At 64.8% G+C, this 16937-nt stretch carries 12 protein-coding genes; 7 read left to right on the top strand and 5 right to left on the bottom strand.

The window, feature by feature from the left end; all coding sequences use genetic code 11:
• Nucleotides 1-11: 11 nt before the first annotated feature.
• Together N2605_RS10740 and N2605_RS10735 are read left to right on the top strand one after the other, a co-directional pair.
• Nucleotides 12-1247, top strand: coding sequence for a putative DNA modification/repair radical SAM protein (locus N2605_RS10740; RefSeq protein ID WP_036006068.1), 1236 nt, complete (start codon nt 12-14; stop codon nt 1245-1247).
• Nucleotides 1247-2689: a UdgX family uracil-DNA binding protein gene (locus N2605_RS10735; protein ID WP_260346535.1), complete on the top strand. Its 1443-nt coding sequence runs from the start codon at nt 1247-1249 to the stop codon at nt 2687-2689. The genes N2605_RS10740 and N2605_RS10735 overlap by 1 nt, the downstream gene beginning before the upstream one ends.
• A gap of 104 nt (nt 2690-2793) precedes the next feature.
• Here the strand turns inward: N2605_RS10735 and N2605_RS10730 are convergent, their stop codons facing one another.
• Nucleotides 2794-3966 (bottom strand): M20 aminoacylase family protein, encoded by a 1173-nt coding sequence (locus N2605_RS10730; protein ID WP_036023104.1) that lies wholly within the window; start codon nt 3964-3966, stop codon nt 2794-2796.
• A 171-nt stretch (nt 3967-4137) separates the two neighbouring features.
• Here N2605_RS10730 and N2605_RS10725 point away from each other — a divergent pair, with 171 nt between their 5' ends.
• Both N2605_RS10725 and N2605_RS10720 read left to right on the top strand, forming a co-directional pair.
• A complete protein-coding gene (locus tag N2605_RS10725; RefSeq protein WP_260346534.1) occupies nt 4138-5757 on the top strand; it encodes a GMC family oxidoreductase in 1620 nt (539 codons plus the stop codon).
• Between the two features lie 13 nt (nt 5758-5770).
• Nucleotides 5771-6652, top strand: coding sequence for an alpha/beta fold hydrolase (locus N2605_RS10720; RefSeq protein WP_036023102.1), 882 nt, complete (start codon nt 5771-5773; stop codon nt 6650-6652).
• Between the two features lie 38 nt (nt 6653-6690).
• On the opposite strand, the gene hpnO is transcribed toward N2605_RS10720, so the two are convergent.
• Nucleotides 6691-8082 (bottom strand): aminobacteriohopanetriol synthase HpnO, encoded by a 1392-nt coding sequence (gene hpnO / locus N2605_RS10715; RefSeq protein ID WP_036006078.1) that lies wholly within the window; start codon nt 8080-8082, stop codon nt 6691-6693.
• 141 nt (nt 8083-8223) lie between these two features.
• Here hpnO and N2605_RS10710 point away from each other — a divergent pair, with 141 nt between their 5' ends.
• Entirely contained in the window at nt 8224-8886 is a 663-nt protein-coding gene (locus tag N2605_RS10710; protein WP_036006080.1) for a DUF2147 domain-containing protein, read from the top strand.
• Here N2605_RS10710 and hpnN read toward each other — a convergent pair.
• Nucleotides 8854-11442 carry a hopanoid transporter HpnN gene (hpnN, locus tag N2605_RS10705; protein ID WP_109144425.1) on the bottom strand — a complete coding sequence of 863 codons (2589 nt, stop codon included), beginning with the start codon at nt 11440-11442 and terminating at the stop codon, nt 8854-8856. The two genes, N2605_RS10710 and hpnN, sit on opposite strands and share 33 nt — an antisense overlap.
• A 457-nt stretch (nt 11443-11899) precedes the next feature.
• Here hpnN and ispH point away from each other — a divergent pair, with 457 nt between their 5' ends.
• Both ispH and hpnH read left to right on the top strand, forming a co-directional pair.
• Nucleotides 11900-12826, top strand: a complete 927-nt coding sequence (gene ispH, locus N2605_RS10700; RefSeq protein ID WP_036006084.1) for a 4-hydroxy-3-methylbut-2-enyl diphosphate reductase — start codon at nt 11900-11902, stop codon at nt 12824-12826.
• Between the two features lie 36 nt (nt 12827-12862).
• A complete protein-coding gene (gene hpnH / locus N2605_RS10695) occupies nt 12863-14023 on the top strand; it encodes an adenosyl-hopene transferase HpnH (protein ID WP_036006086.1) in 1161 nt (386 codons plus the stop codon).
• A 165-nt stretch (nt 14024-14188) separates the two neighbouring features.
• Here hpnH and N2605_RS10690 read toward each other — a convergent pair whose 3' ends face one another.
• Together N2605_RS10690 and shc are read right to left on the bottom strand one after the other, a co-directional pair.
• A complete protein-coding gene (locus N2605_RS10690) occupies nt 14189-14938 on the bottom strand; it encodes a phosphorylase (protein ID WP_057027145.1) in 750 nt (249 codons plus the stop codon).
• On the bottom strand, nt 14935-16887 hold the full coding sequence (gene shc / locus N2605_RS10685; protein WP_036006090.1) for a squalene--hopene cyclase: 1953 nt from the start codon (nt 16885-16887) through the stop codon (nt 14935-14937). The genes N2605_RS10690 and shc overlap by 4 nt, the downstream gene beginning before the upstream one ends.
• Nucleotides 16888-16937 lie beyond the last annotated feature (50 nt).

The following is a 16937-nucleotide window of genomic DNA, read 5'->3' as shown; positions in this document are numbered from 1 at the left end:
GAGATTCAAACATGGACGTACAACGCAAGCTGGAGATTCTGGCGGACGCCGCCAAATACGACGCATCCTGCGCCTCCAGCGGTACCGAGAAGCGGGATTCCAGCGACGGCAAGGGCATGGGCTCGACCGCGCCGGGCATGGGCATCTGCCATTCCTACGCGCCGGACGGACGCTGCATCTCCCTGCTCAAGGTGCTGCTGACCAACGCCTGCAATTACGATTGCCTTTATTGCGTCAACCGCGCCTCCTCGAATGTCCCACGCGCCCGCTTCACCATCGACGAATTGGTCAGGCTCACGCTCGACTTCTACCGGCGCAATTACATCGAGGGCCTGTTTCTCTCCTCCGGCATCATCCGCAGCCCTGATTACACGATGGAGCAAGTGGTGAGCGTCGCGCGAAAACTGCGCGAGGAGCATCATTTCCGCGGCTACATCCATCTGAAGACCATTCCCGAGGCCGACGACGCGCTGATCGCCGAGGCCGGCAAATATGCCGACCGCCTTTCGATCAACATCGAGATGCCTGAGGAGACGAGCCTGCAGCAATTCGCGCCGGAGAAGGACGTGCGCGCGATCCGCCGCACCATGGGCCGGCTGCGGCTGAAGCTGGACGAGGCCGAGGAGAGCCGCAGCGCCAAGACGAAGGCCAAACCGCAGCGCTTCGCGCCCGCCGGACAAAGCACGCAGATGATCGTCGGCGCAGATAGCGCCTCCGATCACACCATTCTCCACACCAGCGCCAATCTCTACGGCGCCTACCGGCTGCGGCGCGTCTATTACTCCGCCTTCAGCCCGATCCCCGATGCCAGCCGCGCGCTGCCCCTGCGCGCGCCGCCGCTGCTGCGCGAGCACCGGCTCTACCAGGCCGACTGGCTGATGCGGTTCTACGGCTTCGACGTTGGCGAAATCGTCGACGACAGCGCGATGCTGCCGCTCGACATCGATCCCAAGCTGGCCTGGGCGCTGCGCCACCGCGACCGCTTCCCGCTCGACGTCAACCGCGCCAGCCGCGAGGAGCTGCTGCGCGTTCCGGGCTTCGGCACCAGGACGGTCGAACGCATCATCGCGACGCGGCGCACCACCACGATCCGCCTCGCCGATCTCGCGCGGCTGCATGTGCCCCGCAACAAGGCGCTGCCGTTCATCGTCCTCAGCGATCACCGCCCCTCACCGCATCGTCTCGATGCCGCCGGGTTGATCGAACGGTTCAAGCCGAAAGCAACGCAACTGGGATTTGGCTTCTGATGCAGTACATCATGCTCGACACCGAAACCGATTACGACGGCTGGCGCAAAGCCGCGCGCAGCCTCGTGCTCCATCACGTGCCGCCCGGCGCGGTCACCTGGACCGTGCAGGGCCACGAAGCCGAGCTGTTCGCACCGTCCTCGCCGTCTCCGATCCTCGAGGTGAACGACGGCACGTTCACCGTCTCGGCAAAATTCGTCGAGCTTGCCAAGGCGGCGATCCTGCATCGCGACGGCGAGCGCTTTGCGATCCTATATCGCCTGCTGTTCCGGCTGAAGGACAATCACGATCTCATTGAGGTCGCGACCGACCCCGATGTCGCGCTTGTCACGGCCATGGCGAAAGCGGTCTATCGCGACGAGCACAAGATGCATGCCTTCGTGCGCTTCCGCGAGATCGGCCGGGAACGCCAGGCGCACTACGTCGCCTGGTTCGAGCCGGAGCATCACGTCGTCGAGCTCGCCGCGCCGTTCTTCGCCAAGCGCTTTGCCGACATGCCCTGGTCGATCCTGACGCCGGACCTCTGCGCGCATTGGGACGGCCATGCGCTCTCGTTCACGCCGGGCGTCAGCAAGAGCGAGGCGCCGGGCGAAGACCGGCTGGAGGAAACCTGGCGGCGCTACTATGCCAGCATCTTCAATCCGGCCCGGCTCAAGGTGAAGGCGATGCAGGCCGAGATGCCGAAGAAATATTGGAGGAACCTGCCCGAGGCTTCGATCATTAAGCCCTTGATCGAGGACGCCGAGCGCATGACCGGCGCCATGATCGCCAATGCCGCAACCGATCCGCACAAGCCTCAGAAGCGGCCGGAGGCTCCGATGAAACGCAAGTCAGCTGCCGACGATCTCGAAACGCTCCGCGAGGAGGCCGCGCATTGCCGCGCCTGCCATCTCTACAAGGACGCGACACAGACCGTGTTCGGCGAAGGGCCGAAGAATGCCAACATCATGCTGGTCGGCGAGCAGCCCGGCGACAAGGAAGACCTCGCCGGCCATCCCTTCGTCGGCCCGGCCGGGCAAATGCTCGATCGCGCACTGGAGGAGGCCGGCGTCGACCGCAAGAAGGTCTATGTCACCAACGCGGTGAAGCACTTCAAATTCGTGCCGCGCGGAAAGATCCGCCTGCACCAGAAGCCGAACACACCTGAGATCCGGGCGTGCCGGCAATGGTATGAGCGGGAAGTTTCGACAATCCAGCCCGATCTCATCGTGGCAATGGGCGCCACTGCCGCGCAGAGCGTGTTCGGCAAGATCACCCCCATCGGCAAGAACCGCGGCCGGCTGATCGAGCTTCCCGAAGGCCGCAAGGCGCTGGTGACCGTGCACCCGTCCTATTTGCTGCGACTGCCTGATCCCGAAGCCAAGGTTCTGGAATATCGGCGCTTCGTCGAAGATCTGAAGATCGCCGCCGGCCTGCAGAAGAAGGCCGCACGGGCTGCGTGAATACAGTGGGAAATGGCTTCACGCCGTTGTCGACGATCCGATTTCTCAAATAGACAAGGACCCGTGGAATGCACGGGCCCTTCATCTGTGCTTCGGACCCGGTCCTACGACGCCGCGAGCTGCTCCTCGACCAGCTTCACCCAATAGGACGTGCCGTAGACGATCGCCTCGTCGTTGAAATTGTAGGCGGGATGATGCAGGCCGGCGCTGTCGCCGTTGCCGCAGAAGATGAAGGCGCCGGGCCGCGCTTCCAGCATGTAGGCGAAATCCTCGCCGCCCATCAGCGGCGCCATCTCGTGGACATGGGCCTCGCCCGCGACCTGCGTGGCGATGCGCCGTGCCACTTCGGTCTCCGCCGCATGATTGTTCACGACCGGATAATTGCGCTTGTAGTGCAGGTCGATCTTGGCGCCGGTGATCTGCGCCATGCCCGCCACGACTTCATGCACGCGCTTCTCGACCAGCTTGCGCACCTCCGGCGACAGCGTGCGGATGGTGCCTCTCAGGGTCGCAGTCTGCGGAATGACGTTGCGGGCGTTGCCGGCGTGGAATTCGCAAATCGATACGACCGCCGATTCCAGGGGATCGACGCTACGCGAGACGATCGACTGCAGGGCCGTGATCACCTGCGCGCCGACCAGCACGGAATCGACGCATTTGTGCGGACGCGCGGCGTGGCCGCCGACACCCTCGATCATGATGTCGACTTCGTCGGTCGCCGCCATGATCGGGCCCGGCCTGATCGCGAACGAGCCGACCGGGATGCCCGGGCCGTTGTGCATGCCGTAGACCTGCTCGATGCCGAACCGCTCCATCAGGCCGTCCTTGACCATGGCCGCGCCGCCGGCGCCACCCTCCTCGGCGGGCTGGAAGATCACCACGGCATCGCCGGCGAAATTGCGCGTCTCGGCGAGATAGCGGGCCGCGCCGAGCAGCATCGCGGTGTGGCCGTCATGGCCGCAGGCGTGCATCTTGCCGGGGATCTTGGAGGCGTAAGGCAGATTGGTCTGCTCCTCGACCGGCAGCGCGTCCATGTCGGCACGCATGCCGATCACCTTGAGCCCCTCGCCGGTTGGCTTGTTGCCCTTGATTACGCCGACGACGCCGGTCTGGCCGAGACCGGTCACGACTTCGTCGCAGCCGAACTCCCGCAACCGGTCAGCAACGAATGCTGCGGTGCGGTGGACATCGTACAACAGCTCGGGGTGCTGATGGATGTCCCGCCGCCAGGCCTGGATATCGGGTTGAAGGTCGGCGACGCGGTTCACGATGGGCATGGAAGGTCTCGAACTGTTGGAAATGCAGGTCTGTCTACCATGCAAGCGTCGGTCCACCCAACCGCCGCCAATCGGGGTCTAGCCCTGTTCACCCGGCATGGCCGGGCTTGTCCCGGTCGGCTGCGTCTGCCTATTAACGGAAAGCAAAGAGACCATCCGGGTGGAAGCAGAATGCCGAGGCGGCTTGAAGGTGAGTTTGACTACATTGTCGTCGGAGCCGGCACCGCGGGCTGCATCGTCGCCAACCGGCTGTCGGCTGTCCCAGGCAACCGCGTTCTCATCCTTGAAGCTGGTGGCGACGACAACTGGATCTGGTTCCATATCCCGGTCGGCTATCTCTTCGCCATCGGCAATCCGCGTTCGGACTGGATGTTCAAGACCGAGGCCGAGCCCGGTCTGAACGGCCGCTCGCTGGCCTATCCGCGCGGCAAGGTGATCGGCGGCTGCTCGGCAATCAACGCCATGATCTCGATGCGCGGACAGGCTGCCGACTACGATCATTGGCGTCAGCTTGGCCTGACCGGCTGGGGCTATGACGACGTGCTGCCGTTGTTCAAGCGCCTCGAGGACCACTTCCTCGGCGCCAGCGAGCATCACGGCGCCGGCGGCGGCTGGCGCATCGAGGCGCCGCGGCTGTCATGGGCCATTCTCGACGCGGTCGGTGACGCCGCCGAGGAGATGGGCATCAAGCGCATCCCGGATTTCAACACCGGCGACAACGAAGGCACCAGCTATTTCCACGTCAACCAGAAGCGCGGCCGGCGCTGGTCCTCGGCGCGCGGCTTCCTCAAGCCGGCCTTGAGGCGCCCCAATCTGCGGCTCGAGAAGCACGTGCTGGTCGACCGCCTCATCATCGAGCAGGGCCGCGCCGTCGGCGTGCGCTTCATCCAGAACGGCGAGATCATCGAGGCGCGCGCAAAGCGCGAGGTGGTGCTCTCGGCAGGCTCCATCGGCTCGGTGCAGGTGCTGCATCGCTCCGGCATTGGACCGGCCGACTGGCTGTCGCCGCTCGGCATCGACATCGTCATGGACAAGCCCGGCGTCGGGCGCAATCTGCAGGATCACCTGCAGCAGCGCGCGATCTACAAGGTCGAGGGCGTGCGCACGCTGAACGAGACCTATTACAATCTGTTGCGCCGCGGCCTGATGGGGCTCGACTACGCTTTCCGCCGCCGCGGCCCGCTCACCATGGCGCCGTCGCAGCTCGGCATCTTCACGCGCTCCGATGCGACGCGCGCCCGCGCCAACATCCAATTCCACGTGCAGCCGCTCTCGCTCGACAAGTTCGGCGATCCCCTGCACCGTTTCCCTGCGATCACGGTGAGCGCGTGCAATCTGCAGCCGACCTCGCGCGGCACCGTGCGGTTGCGCGCGACAGCGCCTGACGAGAAGCCGATCATCGCGCCAAATTACCTGTCGACCGACGACGACCGCCAGGTCGCCGCCGACGCCATTCGCACCACGCGGCGCCTGATGCAGCAGAAAGCGCTGGCCAAATATCGCCCCAGCGAATATCTGCCCGGCCCCTCCGTCGGCGACGACGATGCCTCCCTCGCAAAAGCCGCCGGCGACATCGGCACCACCATCTTCCATCCCGTCGGCACCGCGAAGATGGGCACGGCGAACGATCCAATGGCGGTGGTGGACGAGCGGTTGCGATTCTACGGCCTCGACGGCCTGCGCATCGTCGATGCCTCGATCATGCCGACGATCACCTCGGGCAACACCAACACGCCGACCGCGATGATCGCTGAGAAGGGCGCCACGATGATTCTGGAGGATGCGAAGTAGCATCCCATCGCTCATGATCGATCCGCACCGTTTCTCAATCGGTCCCGCCGACGCAGAGATCGCCATGCTGCAATGGGGCGACAGCGGCAAGCCGCCTGCCCTGCTCGTACACGGCACCGGCTTCGTCGCCGACGTCTGGCACGAGGTCGCGCGCGAGCTCGCATCGACCTACACCGTCTATGCCCTCGACCGACGCGGTCATGGCGCAAGCCACAAACCCGGCGCCTATCACTTCCTTGATTACGCCGACGACATCTGCCGGGTGGTCGATACGCTCGATCTCCGCGACATCTACGGGATCGGCCACAGCGCGGGTGCGACCGATCTCCTTCTCGCGGCGAAACTCCTGCCCGGTCGCTTCGCACGCCTGTTCGTGATGGAGCCGACCGTCATGGACCCGCGCGCGGCGCGCTCCGGAGGATTGAGCGAAGAATCGCTCGCCCGCGTGCAGGGCACGCTACGCCGACGCGCCGAGTTCGACAGTCCCGACGCAGTGTTCGAACGTTACCGCGCAGCACCGGCGTTTGCGGATTGGACCGAAACCTCGCTACGGACGTATGTGCGCCACGGCTTCGCGCCCCTGGATGACGGCCGCGTCCGGCTCTGCTGCACGCCCAAAATCGAAGCCGCGATCTTGCTTCCCATCTACGAGGCGATGGAGCAGGTCTACATTGGGGATGCCCGCGGCAATCCGTTCGCGATGCTCAGCGAGATCGACTGCCCGGTGCGCGTCACGACAGCGGCGAAGTCGGGTCCAATCTACAAGGAGATGGCGCGACGCGCTGTGTCGCTGATCCCGGGTGTGACCACACGGGTTTTCGAGAATGCCGGCCACTGCGTCGCGCAGGAAGTGCCGGAGCACGTGGTGGAAGCCGTGCGCGAGTTTGCCAAATAAGGTTCGGCCGCGGACCGAGGCGGCCTGAGCGAACGTCTCTAAGCCGACCTGCGCACCGCGTTGTCCACCAGCGTCTTGCCGAGCGACCAGATCGCACCGGGGACCTTGTGGCTGCCGGCGATGACGTCGTCGAAGGCGCGCTCGATCCAGGCGCAGTCTTCCTCGGTGATCGTGAGCGGCGGCAAGAGCTTGATGGTGTGGCTGCCGTGGCCGGCGACTTGCGTGAGGATCTTGTGATCCTTGAACAGCGGCACGGTGATGAGCTGGCAGAACAAGCCCTTGTTGGCGGTCTCCAGCACGTTCCAGGAGGCCCGCAGGCGCAGCGACTTCGGGGGGCCGAATTCGATACCGATCATCAAGCCCTTGCCGCGGACTTCCTTGAGCAGCTCGTAGCCTGGCACCATGCGCGTCAGCGCGAGGCGCAGCTCGGCGCCGCGCTTGGCGGCCGCATCGATCAGCTTCTCCGATTCCATGACGTCGAGCGTGGCTATGCCCGCGGCCATCGCGAGGTCGTTCTTGGAGAAGGTGGAGCCGTGCACCACCGCGCGGTCCATCTGGTTGAAGATCTTGTCGAAGATGCTCTTGCGCGTCAGCACGGCGCCGACCGGCACGTGGCCGCCCGACAGCGACTTCGACAGCAGCACCATGTCGGGCTCGACGTTCCAGTGCTCGACCGCGAGGAAGCGGCCGGTGCGGCCCATGCCGGTCTGGATCTCGTCGGCGACGAACAGCGTGCCGTATTTCTTGCAGAGCGCGGCCGCGCCGGGCAGGAACTCGTCAGTGGGCATGTTGACGCCCTTGCCCTGGATCGGCTCGACCACGAAGGCTGCGACCTCGCGCGAGGCCAGCGCCTTTTCCAGCGCCGCCAGGTCGTTGAACGGGATCGCGGTGCAGCCCGGCAGCAGCGGCTCGAAGCCGGTGCGGAAATTGGCATCGCCGGTCAGCGACAGCGCGCCGTAGGTCAGTCCGTGATAGCCGTGCGCGCAATAGACGATGCCGGGACGCCCCGTCGCGCCGCGCGCGAACTTGATCGCGGCCTCGACGCATTCGGCGCCGGAATTGGCGAAGAACGCCTTGTCGAGATAGGGAACGTATTTCAGGAGGCGCTCAGCCAGCACACCTGCGAGCGTCGAGACGTCGAATTGGACGAGGTTGGGCAGGTCGGCATCGAGCACGCTCTTGAGCGCCTCGCGCATGACCGGATGATTGCGCCCGATCGCAAACACGCCGAAGCCGGACAACAGGTCGAGATAGCGCGCGCCCTCACGGTCGTAGAGATACTGCCCATGCCCCTTCTGAAAGCCGACATCGTAGCCGATGGTCTTGAGAACCCGGACGAACTGCTCGTTCAGATACCGGTTATGCAGGGTGCTGCGCTGGGCCTGACGGTCCGCGAATAGCTGAGACATGTCTGGATTTGGGCTGTGCATCCGCTACATACTTCGGTTGAGGGCCGTCTCGTCAACTGAAAACGGACCGTTACTGAAAACGGTCTGTGCGGCCTTTTGCCCTTTTTCGGACCATCTTCGCAAGCACAGCTTTAGACCATGTTGCACTGCCAAGGAACACACATGCGTTTGGCCCTTTACACCGGACTAATACTGGCTGGCGGTTACGCCGGCCTGACGCCCGCGCTCGCCGCGGATCCGACCGGCGACTGGCGGGTCGCCGACGGCGTTGCCAACATTCGCGTCGCCCAATGCTATGGCAGCATGTGGGGCGCGGTTTCCTGGGAAAAACAGCCCGGCGGACGCGACGAGAACAATCCGGACGCCTCGAAAAAGAACAGGCCGACGCTCGGCATGGCAACCCTGATCGACATGAAGAAGAAGCCCGGCGTCGATCAGTGGGAAGGACAGGTCTACAACGCCAAGGACGGCCAGCTCTACAGCGCGACCATCACGCCGGCCGGTCCCGACCAGCTCGAGATCAAGGGCTGCGTCATGGGCTTCCTCTGCGGCGGCGAAACCTGGACCCGGGTCGGCCCGCCGATCCCTTCGAGCCCTGCCAACGCAATGGCCAAGGGCGCAGCGAAATCCAGCGGCACTGCGCCGAAGCCCCAAGGGGGGCAAGCGGGGCAAGGGGCCCAAGCAGCCCAAGCCGGGAGCGGCACCACCACGCCTGCGCCCGCAGCTCCCAAGGCCGCCGGCGCAGCCAAGCCCGGTCAGAAGGGCGCCGCCGACCCGGTCGGCGACATCTGCCTACTCGCTGAGATTGCGGGGTTTGCCCATTAGGGCCGGCTGGAACAGCAGCACGGCGGCGAGCGTCGTCACCAGCGACAGTGCCAGCAGCTTGCCCATGCTGGACGTGCCGGGATGGCTCGACAGCCACAGGCTGCCGAACGCGGTCGCGGTCGTCAGCGCGCTGAAAAAGATCGCGCGCGTCAGGCTGGTCTGGAGCAGGTTCGTCCTGCCCGAGCGCCAGGCCACGACATAATAGATCTTGAAGGCGACGCCGACGCCGAGCAGCAGCGGAAGCGCGACGATGTTGGCGAAGTTGAGCGGCAGGCCGATCAATACGCAGATCTCGAGCGTCACCGCGCCGGCAACCAGCAGCGGCACCAGCGTCATCAGCACGTCGACGAAGCGGCGCAGCGTGATCCACAGCAGGAGCCCGATCACCAGCAGCGCATAGATGCCGGCGTGGATGAACGCCTTCACAACGGTGTCACCGGATTTCAGGATCGAGACCGGACCGCCGATCGCAGTCGGCTCGGCCTGGAGCACCGCCGCCGCGAATTTGCGCAGCGTATCGTTGTCGTTGGGATCGCCCTTGGGCAGCGCCTCGACGCGGATGATGCCGTCCTTGCTCTTCCAGGCGCTGACGAGATCGGGCGGCAGCGAGCTCAGGGTGACGGGACCTGCCTGCATCGCGTTCCTGAGCTGGTCGAACACGATCTTCAATGGCGCGACGAACACGTCCTGCGCCTTGTTGCGCGTGGCCTCGTCGCCGTTGGCGAGCTTCTCGAGCGCGTCGGCAAGACGGCGCGAGGCAACAGCGCCCGGGCCCTTCGCGTCGCCCGCGGTCCGGCGCAGATTGTCGACCGACGATTTCAGCGATTCGACATTCTCCTGGTCCGTCGGCGCCGCGTCGATCTGATCGGGGTTGAGCGCCGGATTCAGCACCTTGGCGCCCTGCGCGATGAGCTTCAGCTTCGGCGGCTGGTCCTGCGGCACGAAGCTGTCGAGCGACATCACCCTGAGCACCTCGGGCACCTTCTCCAGCTTCGCCTCGACCTGCCTTGCCTGCTCCTCGGACGTGGTCATCACGTTGATGGCATTGGCACCAGTATTGGGGTCCTTGCGCAGATCGAGGAAGGTGGCGATCGACTCGGCGTGCGGATTGCGCAGGTTCATCGGGTTGAAGTCGAACTTCATGAAGTAGAGCAGCGGCAGGCCGCCGAGCGCGAGCAGCAGCGTGCCGCCGACGATCAGCACCCGATGCTTTTCCAGGAAGTGATCGAGCGGCGCCAGGAAGGCGTACCCGACAGGCTCCGGCTCGCCGGGCGGGTTCAAAAGCTTGAGCAGCGCCGGCAGCACGGTGATCGACGAGATGAACGCCACCAGCATGCCGACGCCGGCGATCTGGCCGAGCTCTGCGATGCCCTTGTAGTCGGTCGGCATGAAGCAAAGGAAGCCCGCGGCCGTCGCCATCGCCGCCAGCGACAGCGGCACCGCCGAGCGCTTGGCTGCCAGCACCAGCGCGCCCGCGAGATCATCGTGCTTGTAGCGCTCCGAGCGGTAGCGGACGCTGTACTGGATGCCGAAGTCGACCCCTAAGCCGACGAACAGCACCGCGAACGCGATCGACAGCAGGTTGAACGATCCGACCATCATCAGGCCGGCCGCTGTCGTGATCGCCAGACCGACGAACAGATTGACGAACACCGCGAAGATGATCTTCGACGAATGCAGCGCGAGCCATAGGATGACCAGCACGACGAGAATCGTGCCGACGGCGTTGACGACCGCGCCCTCTTGAACGGTCGCGTATTCCTCGTTGGCGATCGGCACCGGACCGGTCAGCCGCACCCGCGCTTGGTATTTGCCAGCAAAATCCAGATCCGCCGCCGCTTTCCGGATCGCGTCGGTCGCATCCTTGCCGGGCTCCAGCGCGTTGTAGTCGAGAATCGGCTTGAACTCGATAAAGGTGCGCTTGTCGGAATCCTTGAGCGGCTCGTCGCTGACGAGTTCGCGCCAGGAGAAGCTGGCGTTGCCCTTGTTGAGCACGGTCTCGACCGTCTGCGCGATCAGGTTGAAGGGCCGCTCGGTGCTATCGAGCTTGACCTGGCCCCGCTTGACGCCGGCAAGGCCGGTCTCCAGCGCCCCGGTCAGGCCGCGGATCGAGGGATCGCCGGCCATGATCTCGATCAGCGGCGCGGCGGCTTCGAACTGGCCGGTGATCTTGCCGACCTCCTCGGTCGGCAGGAACAACAGGCCGTTCCGCTCGAAGAACGCGCCGCTGCCGAGCTGCTGCATCGAGTGGAAGTTGGTCCTGTCGTCCTTCAGCCTGGCATAGAGCGCGTCTGCCGCGGCGCTCGCCATTTCCGGCGTCCTGGCCTCGACCACAGCGAGGATCATTTCGTTCTGATCGAACGCCTTGTCGAATTGCTGGTCACGCTGCCGCCAGTCCAGATTTTGGGCAATCAGCGAGTTGATATCGGTGTTGATGGCGAAGTGGCGCGCAGCGTAATAGCCCGCCCCCACCGACAGCAGGAGCCCGAGAACGACGACGAGGGAGGCAAACCGGGTGCAGGCCCTGACGATGGCAACGACGACGCTTTGCAGCACTTCTTTTCTTTCTGCGGTTAACAGCTTGCCGGAAACGCCCGCTGTTTATCGGAGTTCCCGGCCGAAACCTATTGCTGTTTTGGGTGGTTCTCGCCGCCAGAAGGTTCGAGGTAAACGGCGGGAGACCGTGGCAAAATCATGCGGGGCGGCCGGTATAGCCAGGGAGTTGAGGCGGGAACGTGACGAAGGACTATGCAGGAATGTCGCGCACGCAGGCACACCGCAATCCCCTACTAAAATACCTCATAGACGCCTCCCTCAGCGGTTCCACCTTCCCCTACCGCCGATTTTTTGACACAAAGTATTGCGCCTCCATGCGCCGGAGCCGTCCACAGGGGTGGGTGGCTACCGCAGGCGCGAACCAATGGTGCGGATATTGCAACTCATTGGTCAGTATCGGAGTGCCGCTTGGGGACTGCAAAGAGCGGATTGGTGCAACTTGCGTGATGGGCGTCCAATGGAAGTTTATCTGGCGCAACCGCGCGGCTTCTGCGCGGGGGTGGTACGAGCAATCGAAATCGTGGAGCGGGCGCTGGAGAAGTACGGCCCGCCCGTCTACGTGCGCCATGAGATCGTGCACAACAAATACGTCGTCGAGAGCCTGAAGGCCAAAGGAGCCATCTTCGTCGAGGAACTCTCCGAGGTACCGCCGAAGGCGGTGACGGTGTTCAGCGCGCATGGCGTCGCCCGCAGCGTCGAGGAAGAGGCCGTCGCGCGCGACCTTCCGGTGCTCAATGCCACCTGCCCGCTGGTAACGAAAGTTCACAATCAGGGGAAGCGCTACATCGGCAAGGGCCGCACCCTGATCCTGATCGGCCACGCCGGCCATCCCGAGGTCGAGGGCACGATGGGCCAGGTCCCCGGGCCGGTGCAGCTTGTCCAGAGCGTTGAAGAGGTTAAGGCGCTGACCCTGCCGGCGGATACGCCAGTGGCCTACATCACCCAGACCACCCTGTCGGTCGACGACACCAAGGACATCATCGCGGCCCTTCAGGCCCGCTTTACAGACATTCAAGGTCCGGATATCCGGGATATCTGCTATGCGACACAGAACCGCCAATCTGCGGTAAGGGACTTGAGCAAGCTGGTCGACGTGATCTTGGTGGTGGGCGCTGCCAACAGCTCGAACTCGAACCGGCTCCGCGAAATCGGCACCGAGGCCGGCGTCGCGAGTTATTTGATTGCCGACGGCAGCGAGCTCAATCCGGAGTGGTTGAAGGATGCCAGGACCGTCGGCGTCACGGCCGGCGCTTCGGCGCCCGAGGTACTCGTGGATGACGTGATCGAAGCGATGCGGCGGATCGGACCGGTAAAGGTCTCGGTGTTGCCGGGCCGCGAGGAAAACATCGAATTCCGGCTTCCGGCCCAACTGGCCGCGAGCTGACCCACCCGAATTGAAAAGCCCAGAAAGAAACCTGTAATGGCTATCCCGTTCTTCAAGGAAATGCGTATCGGCGGCTATTTGCTCAAGCAGAAACTGCTTGGCCGCAAGCGCTATCCGCTCGTGCTGATGCTGGAGCCGCTGTTCCGCTGCAACCTCGCCTGCGTCGGCTGCGGCAAGATCGATTATCCCGATGCGATCCTCAACCGCCGCATGACGGCGCAGGAGTGCTGGGACGCCGCCGACGAGTGCGGCGCGCCGATGGTCGCTATTCCCGGCGGCGAGCCGCTGATCCACAAGGAGATCGGCGAGATCGTGCGCGGCCTCGTCGCGCGCAAGAAGTTCGTCTCGCTCTGCACCAACGCGCTGCTGCTGGAGAAGAAGCTCGATCTGTTCGAGCCCTCGCCTTATCTGTTCTTCTCGGTGCATCTCGACGGCCTGCGCGACCACCACGACAAGGCCGTGTCGCAGAAGGGCGTGTTCGACCGCGCGGTGTCGGCGATCAAGGCGGCCAAGGCGCGCGGCTTCACCGTCAACGTCAACGCCACCATCTTCGACGGCCACCCGGCCGAGGAGATCGCCAAATTCCTCGACCTCACCACCGAGCTCGGCGTCGGCGTCTCGATGTCCCCGGGCTACGCCTATGAGCGCGCGCCGGACCAGGAGCACTTCCTCAACCGCACCAAGACCAAGAAGCTATTCCGCGACGTCTTTGCGATGGGCAAGGGCAAGAAGTGGAATTTCATGCATTCCGGACTGTTCCTGGACTTCCTCGCCGGCAACCAGGAATACGAATGCACCCCGTGGGGCATGCCCGCGCGCAACATCTTCGGCTGGCAGAAGCCCTGCTACCTGCTCGGTGAAGGCTACGCGAAGACCTTCAAGGAGCTGATGGAGACCACCGACTGGGATTCCTACGGCACCGGCAAGTACGAGAAGTGTGCCGACTGCATGGCCCATTGCGGCTACGAGCCCACGGCTGCGACCGCAGCGCTCAACAACCCGCTGAAGGCGATGTGGGTGGCGCTGCGCGGCGTGCGGACGAGCGGCCCGATGGCGCCGGAGATCGACCTCTCCAAGCAGCGCCCGGCGCAGTACATCTTCTCCGAGCAGGTCCAGAAGAAGCTCTCGGAGATCCGCAAGGACGAAGCTGCGGCTGCGCAGGCGAAAGCAGCGCAGAAGGCGTCGACGGCGGCGTAAAGCGCAGAGCCCGTAGCCCGGATGGAGCGCAAGCGAAACCCGGGATGGTCTCTCCAAGGCCCCGGGTTACGCTTCGCTCCGTCCGGGCTACGAACGTCGAAACAAAAAGGCCCGGACGCCAATGGCGACCGGGCCCTTTCTTTATTCTCAGATCGAAGCCCCCGCTCACGCCGCCTTCGACACCAAGGCCTCGCTCTCGACGAACTCCGTCCCGATCAGATAATCGCGGCAGCCGCGCAACGACCGCAGGGCGCGGTTGAAGTCGATGCCGGTCGAGACCAGGGCATGCAGCGTTGCCGGATTGCGCACGATGCCGCGCAGCACGGCTCCGAGGTCGATCTGGCCGTTCGGCTTGATCGCCGCGCGGGCGAGCGCCGGCAGCGCGCGGTGGGCGGGGTCGCTGATGACGCGGACGGCGGCGAAGGGCAGCCCGGCCTCGGCGGCGTATGCCGCGGCGATGTGGCTTTCCATGTCGACCGCGGCGGCCCCGGTCTCGGAGTGCAGGGCCGCCTTGCAGGCGCGCTTCGTGACCACTTCCTCGGCACCGGCGAGGCTGCCGCGCACCACGCGGCGGCGACCGGAGGTCAGGCGCTCGATCAGGTCGTCGCCGAGCGACAGGCCAGCGGCCCAGCGTGTGTCGCCGGAGAGCACCTCGGTCGCCAGCACGACGTCGCCGGAGCGCAAGCTTGGGTCGAGCCCGCCGGCCACGCCGAACGAGATCACGCCGCGAATCGTCTCAGGATCCACCACCGTCAGAAGCGCCCGCAACTGGGTCGGGCTGCTGGATGAACAGATGACAGCCATTCCGGGCCCGGCCGCGATGCGGGCCTCCTGAACCAATCCGGTCACGATCAGTATCGGCCGCGGGTCGATGGCCTGACCCGCGGTAACATAGTCCCCCGTCCCCAAAGTCACATTCCGACCCCTACCACCCTGCTGTTGGTGTTCCGCAAGTTCCGATACCGCGCCAACGCCCACAGCGGAAAGAACTTTGGGTAACCATGATAACGTAGATAGAACACGCGGGGGAAGCCTGTGGCGGTGTACCGCTGCTCGTCCCACAGTCCTTTTTTGTCTTGTGTTGCAATCAGGTACTCCACCCCGCGGGCAACGGCCGGGTGATCAACCTCGCCTGCCGCCATCAGGGCAAGCAAGGCCCATGCCGTTTGCGAGGCGGTCGAGGGGGCGGCCTCCCAGCCCTTGTAGTCGAGCCGGTAGCTGACGGCGTCCTCGCCCCAGCCGCCGTCGTCGTTCTGGATCGAGGTCAGCCAGGCCGCCGCCTTGCGGATCATGGGGTCCTTGTGGTCGACGCCGGCCATGTTGAGGGCGCACAGCACCGACCAGGTTCCATAGATGAAGTTCATACCCCAGCGGCCGTACCAGGACCCCTCCGGGTGCTGGGTCTTCCGCAAATAGGCGACCCCGGCGGCCACCTGCTTGCTGGTCTTGGCGGTCTCACCGAGCTGGGCCAGCATCGAGATGCATCGCGCCGTGACGTCCTCAGTCGGCGGATCGAGCAGCGCGCCATGGTCCGAGAACGGGATGTTGTTGAGGTAATATTCGAGGTTGTTGACGTCGAAGGCGGCCCAGCCACCGTCGTCGCTCTGCATGCCCTCGATCCACTCCCGGCCGCGGGCGATCGCGTCGTCATAGCCGGCCGCACCGTGCTCCCGGCGCATGCGGTCCATCGACATCACCACGACGGCGGTGTCGTCGAGATCGGGGTAATGGGCATTGTTGTATTGGAAGGCCCAGCCGCCCGGGCGCACGTCGGGCCGCTTCACCGCCCAGTCGCCCTTCACCTCGAGCTCCTGCCTCGGAATCAGCCAGTCGAGGCCCTGCTTGGCGGCCGGCACCGCCTTGTCACCGCCGGCCTCCAGCAGCGCATGCGCGGTGAGCGTCGTGTCCCACACCGGAGAGACGCAGGGCTGGCAATAAGCTTCGTCGTCCTTGATGACGAGCAACTTGTCGATGCCCCGGCGCGTGATCGCGCGTGGCGGGAAGTTCTCGTCCTTGCCGAGGGCGTCGTACATCATGACGATGTTGGCCATGGGCGGGTAGATCGCGCCCATGCCGTCCTCGCCGTTGAGCCGTTCCTCGGTGAAGGCGAGCGCGGCGTCGATCGCGCGCTTGCGCAGACTCTTCGGAAACAGCGGCTCGATCACGCGCAGGATCGCATCGAGCGAACGAAACAACAGAAACCAGGCCATGCTCTGATGCGGCGCCTTGGCGGTCATGCCGATCGAGCGCGGATCCTGCAGGAACAATTCGTCGATGCCGACGCCCTTCGGATTCCTCGCGCGCGGCTTCAGCGCGGCGATCACCATCAGCGGCACCATCGTGGTGCGCGCCCAGTAGGAGATCTTGTTGAGGTGGAACGGCGACCAGAACGGCAGCAATACGATCTCGATCGGCAGCACCGGCACCGCGCGCCAGGTCACGACACCGAAGGTCGCGAGAAGGAAGCGGGTGAAGACGTTGCTGTTGATCGCGCCGCCGCGGGCATGGATTGCCTCGCGCGCCCGCACCATATGCGGCGCGTCGATGGAGTCGCCGATCATCTTCAGCGCGAAGTACGCCTTCACGCTGGCGCTCATGTCGAACTCGCCGTCATGCACCAGCGGCCAGCCGCCATGGGCGCCCTGGATGCGGCGCAGGTAATTGCCGATCTTGGCCTCGAGCACGGTATCGACTGGCTCGGCGAGATAATGGCGCAGCAGAACGTATTCGGCCGGAATCGTGCAGTCGGCCTCGAGCTCGAACACCCAATGGCCATCGGATTGCTGGAAGCCGAGGAGGCCCTGGGTCGCCGACGCAATGCTCGATTCCAAAGCTTCGCGGCTGGTCGCGGTCACGGAATCCATGTCGCTCGATTGCTCCGATAGTCGATTGAAAGTTGACCGGGAGAATTGCC

It is taken from the genome of Bradyrhizobium yuanmingense (assembly GCF_025200905.1).
In the GTDB taxonomy this organism is placed as follows: domain Bacteria; phylum Pseudomonadota; class Alphaproteobacteria; order Rhizobiales; family Xanthobacteraceae; genus Bradyrhizobium; species Bradyrhizobium yuanmingense.
Note: the sequence above shows the minus strand (reverse complement) of the source record. Positions and strands in the feature narration are given on the sequence as shown.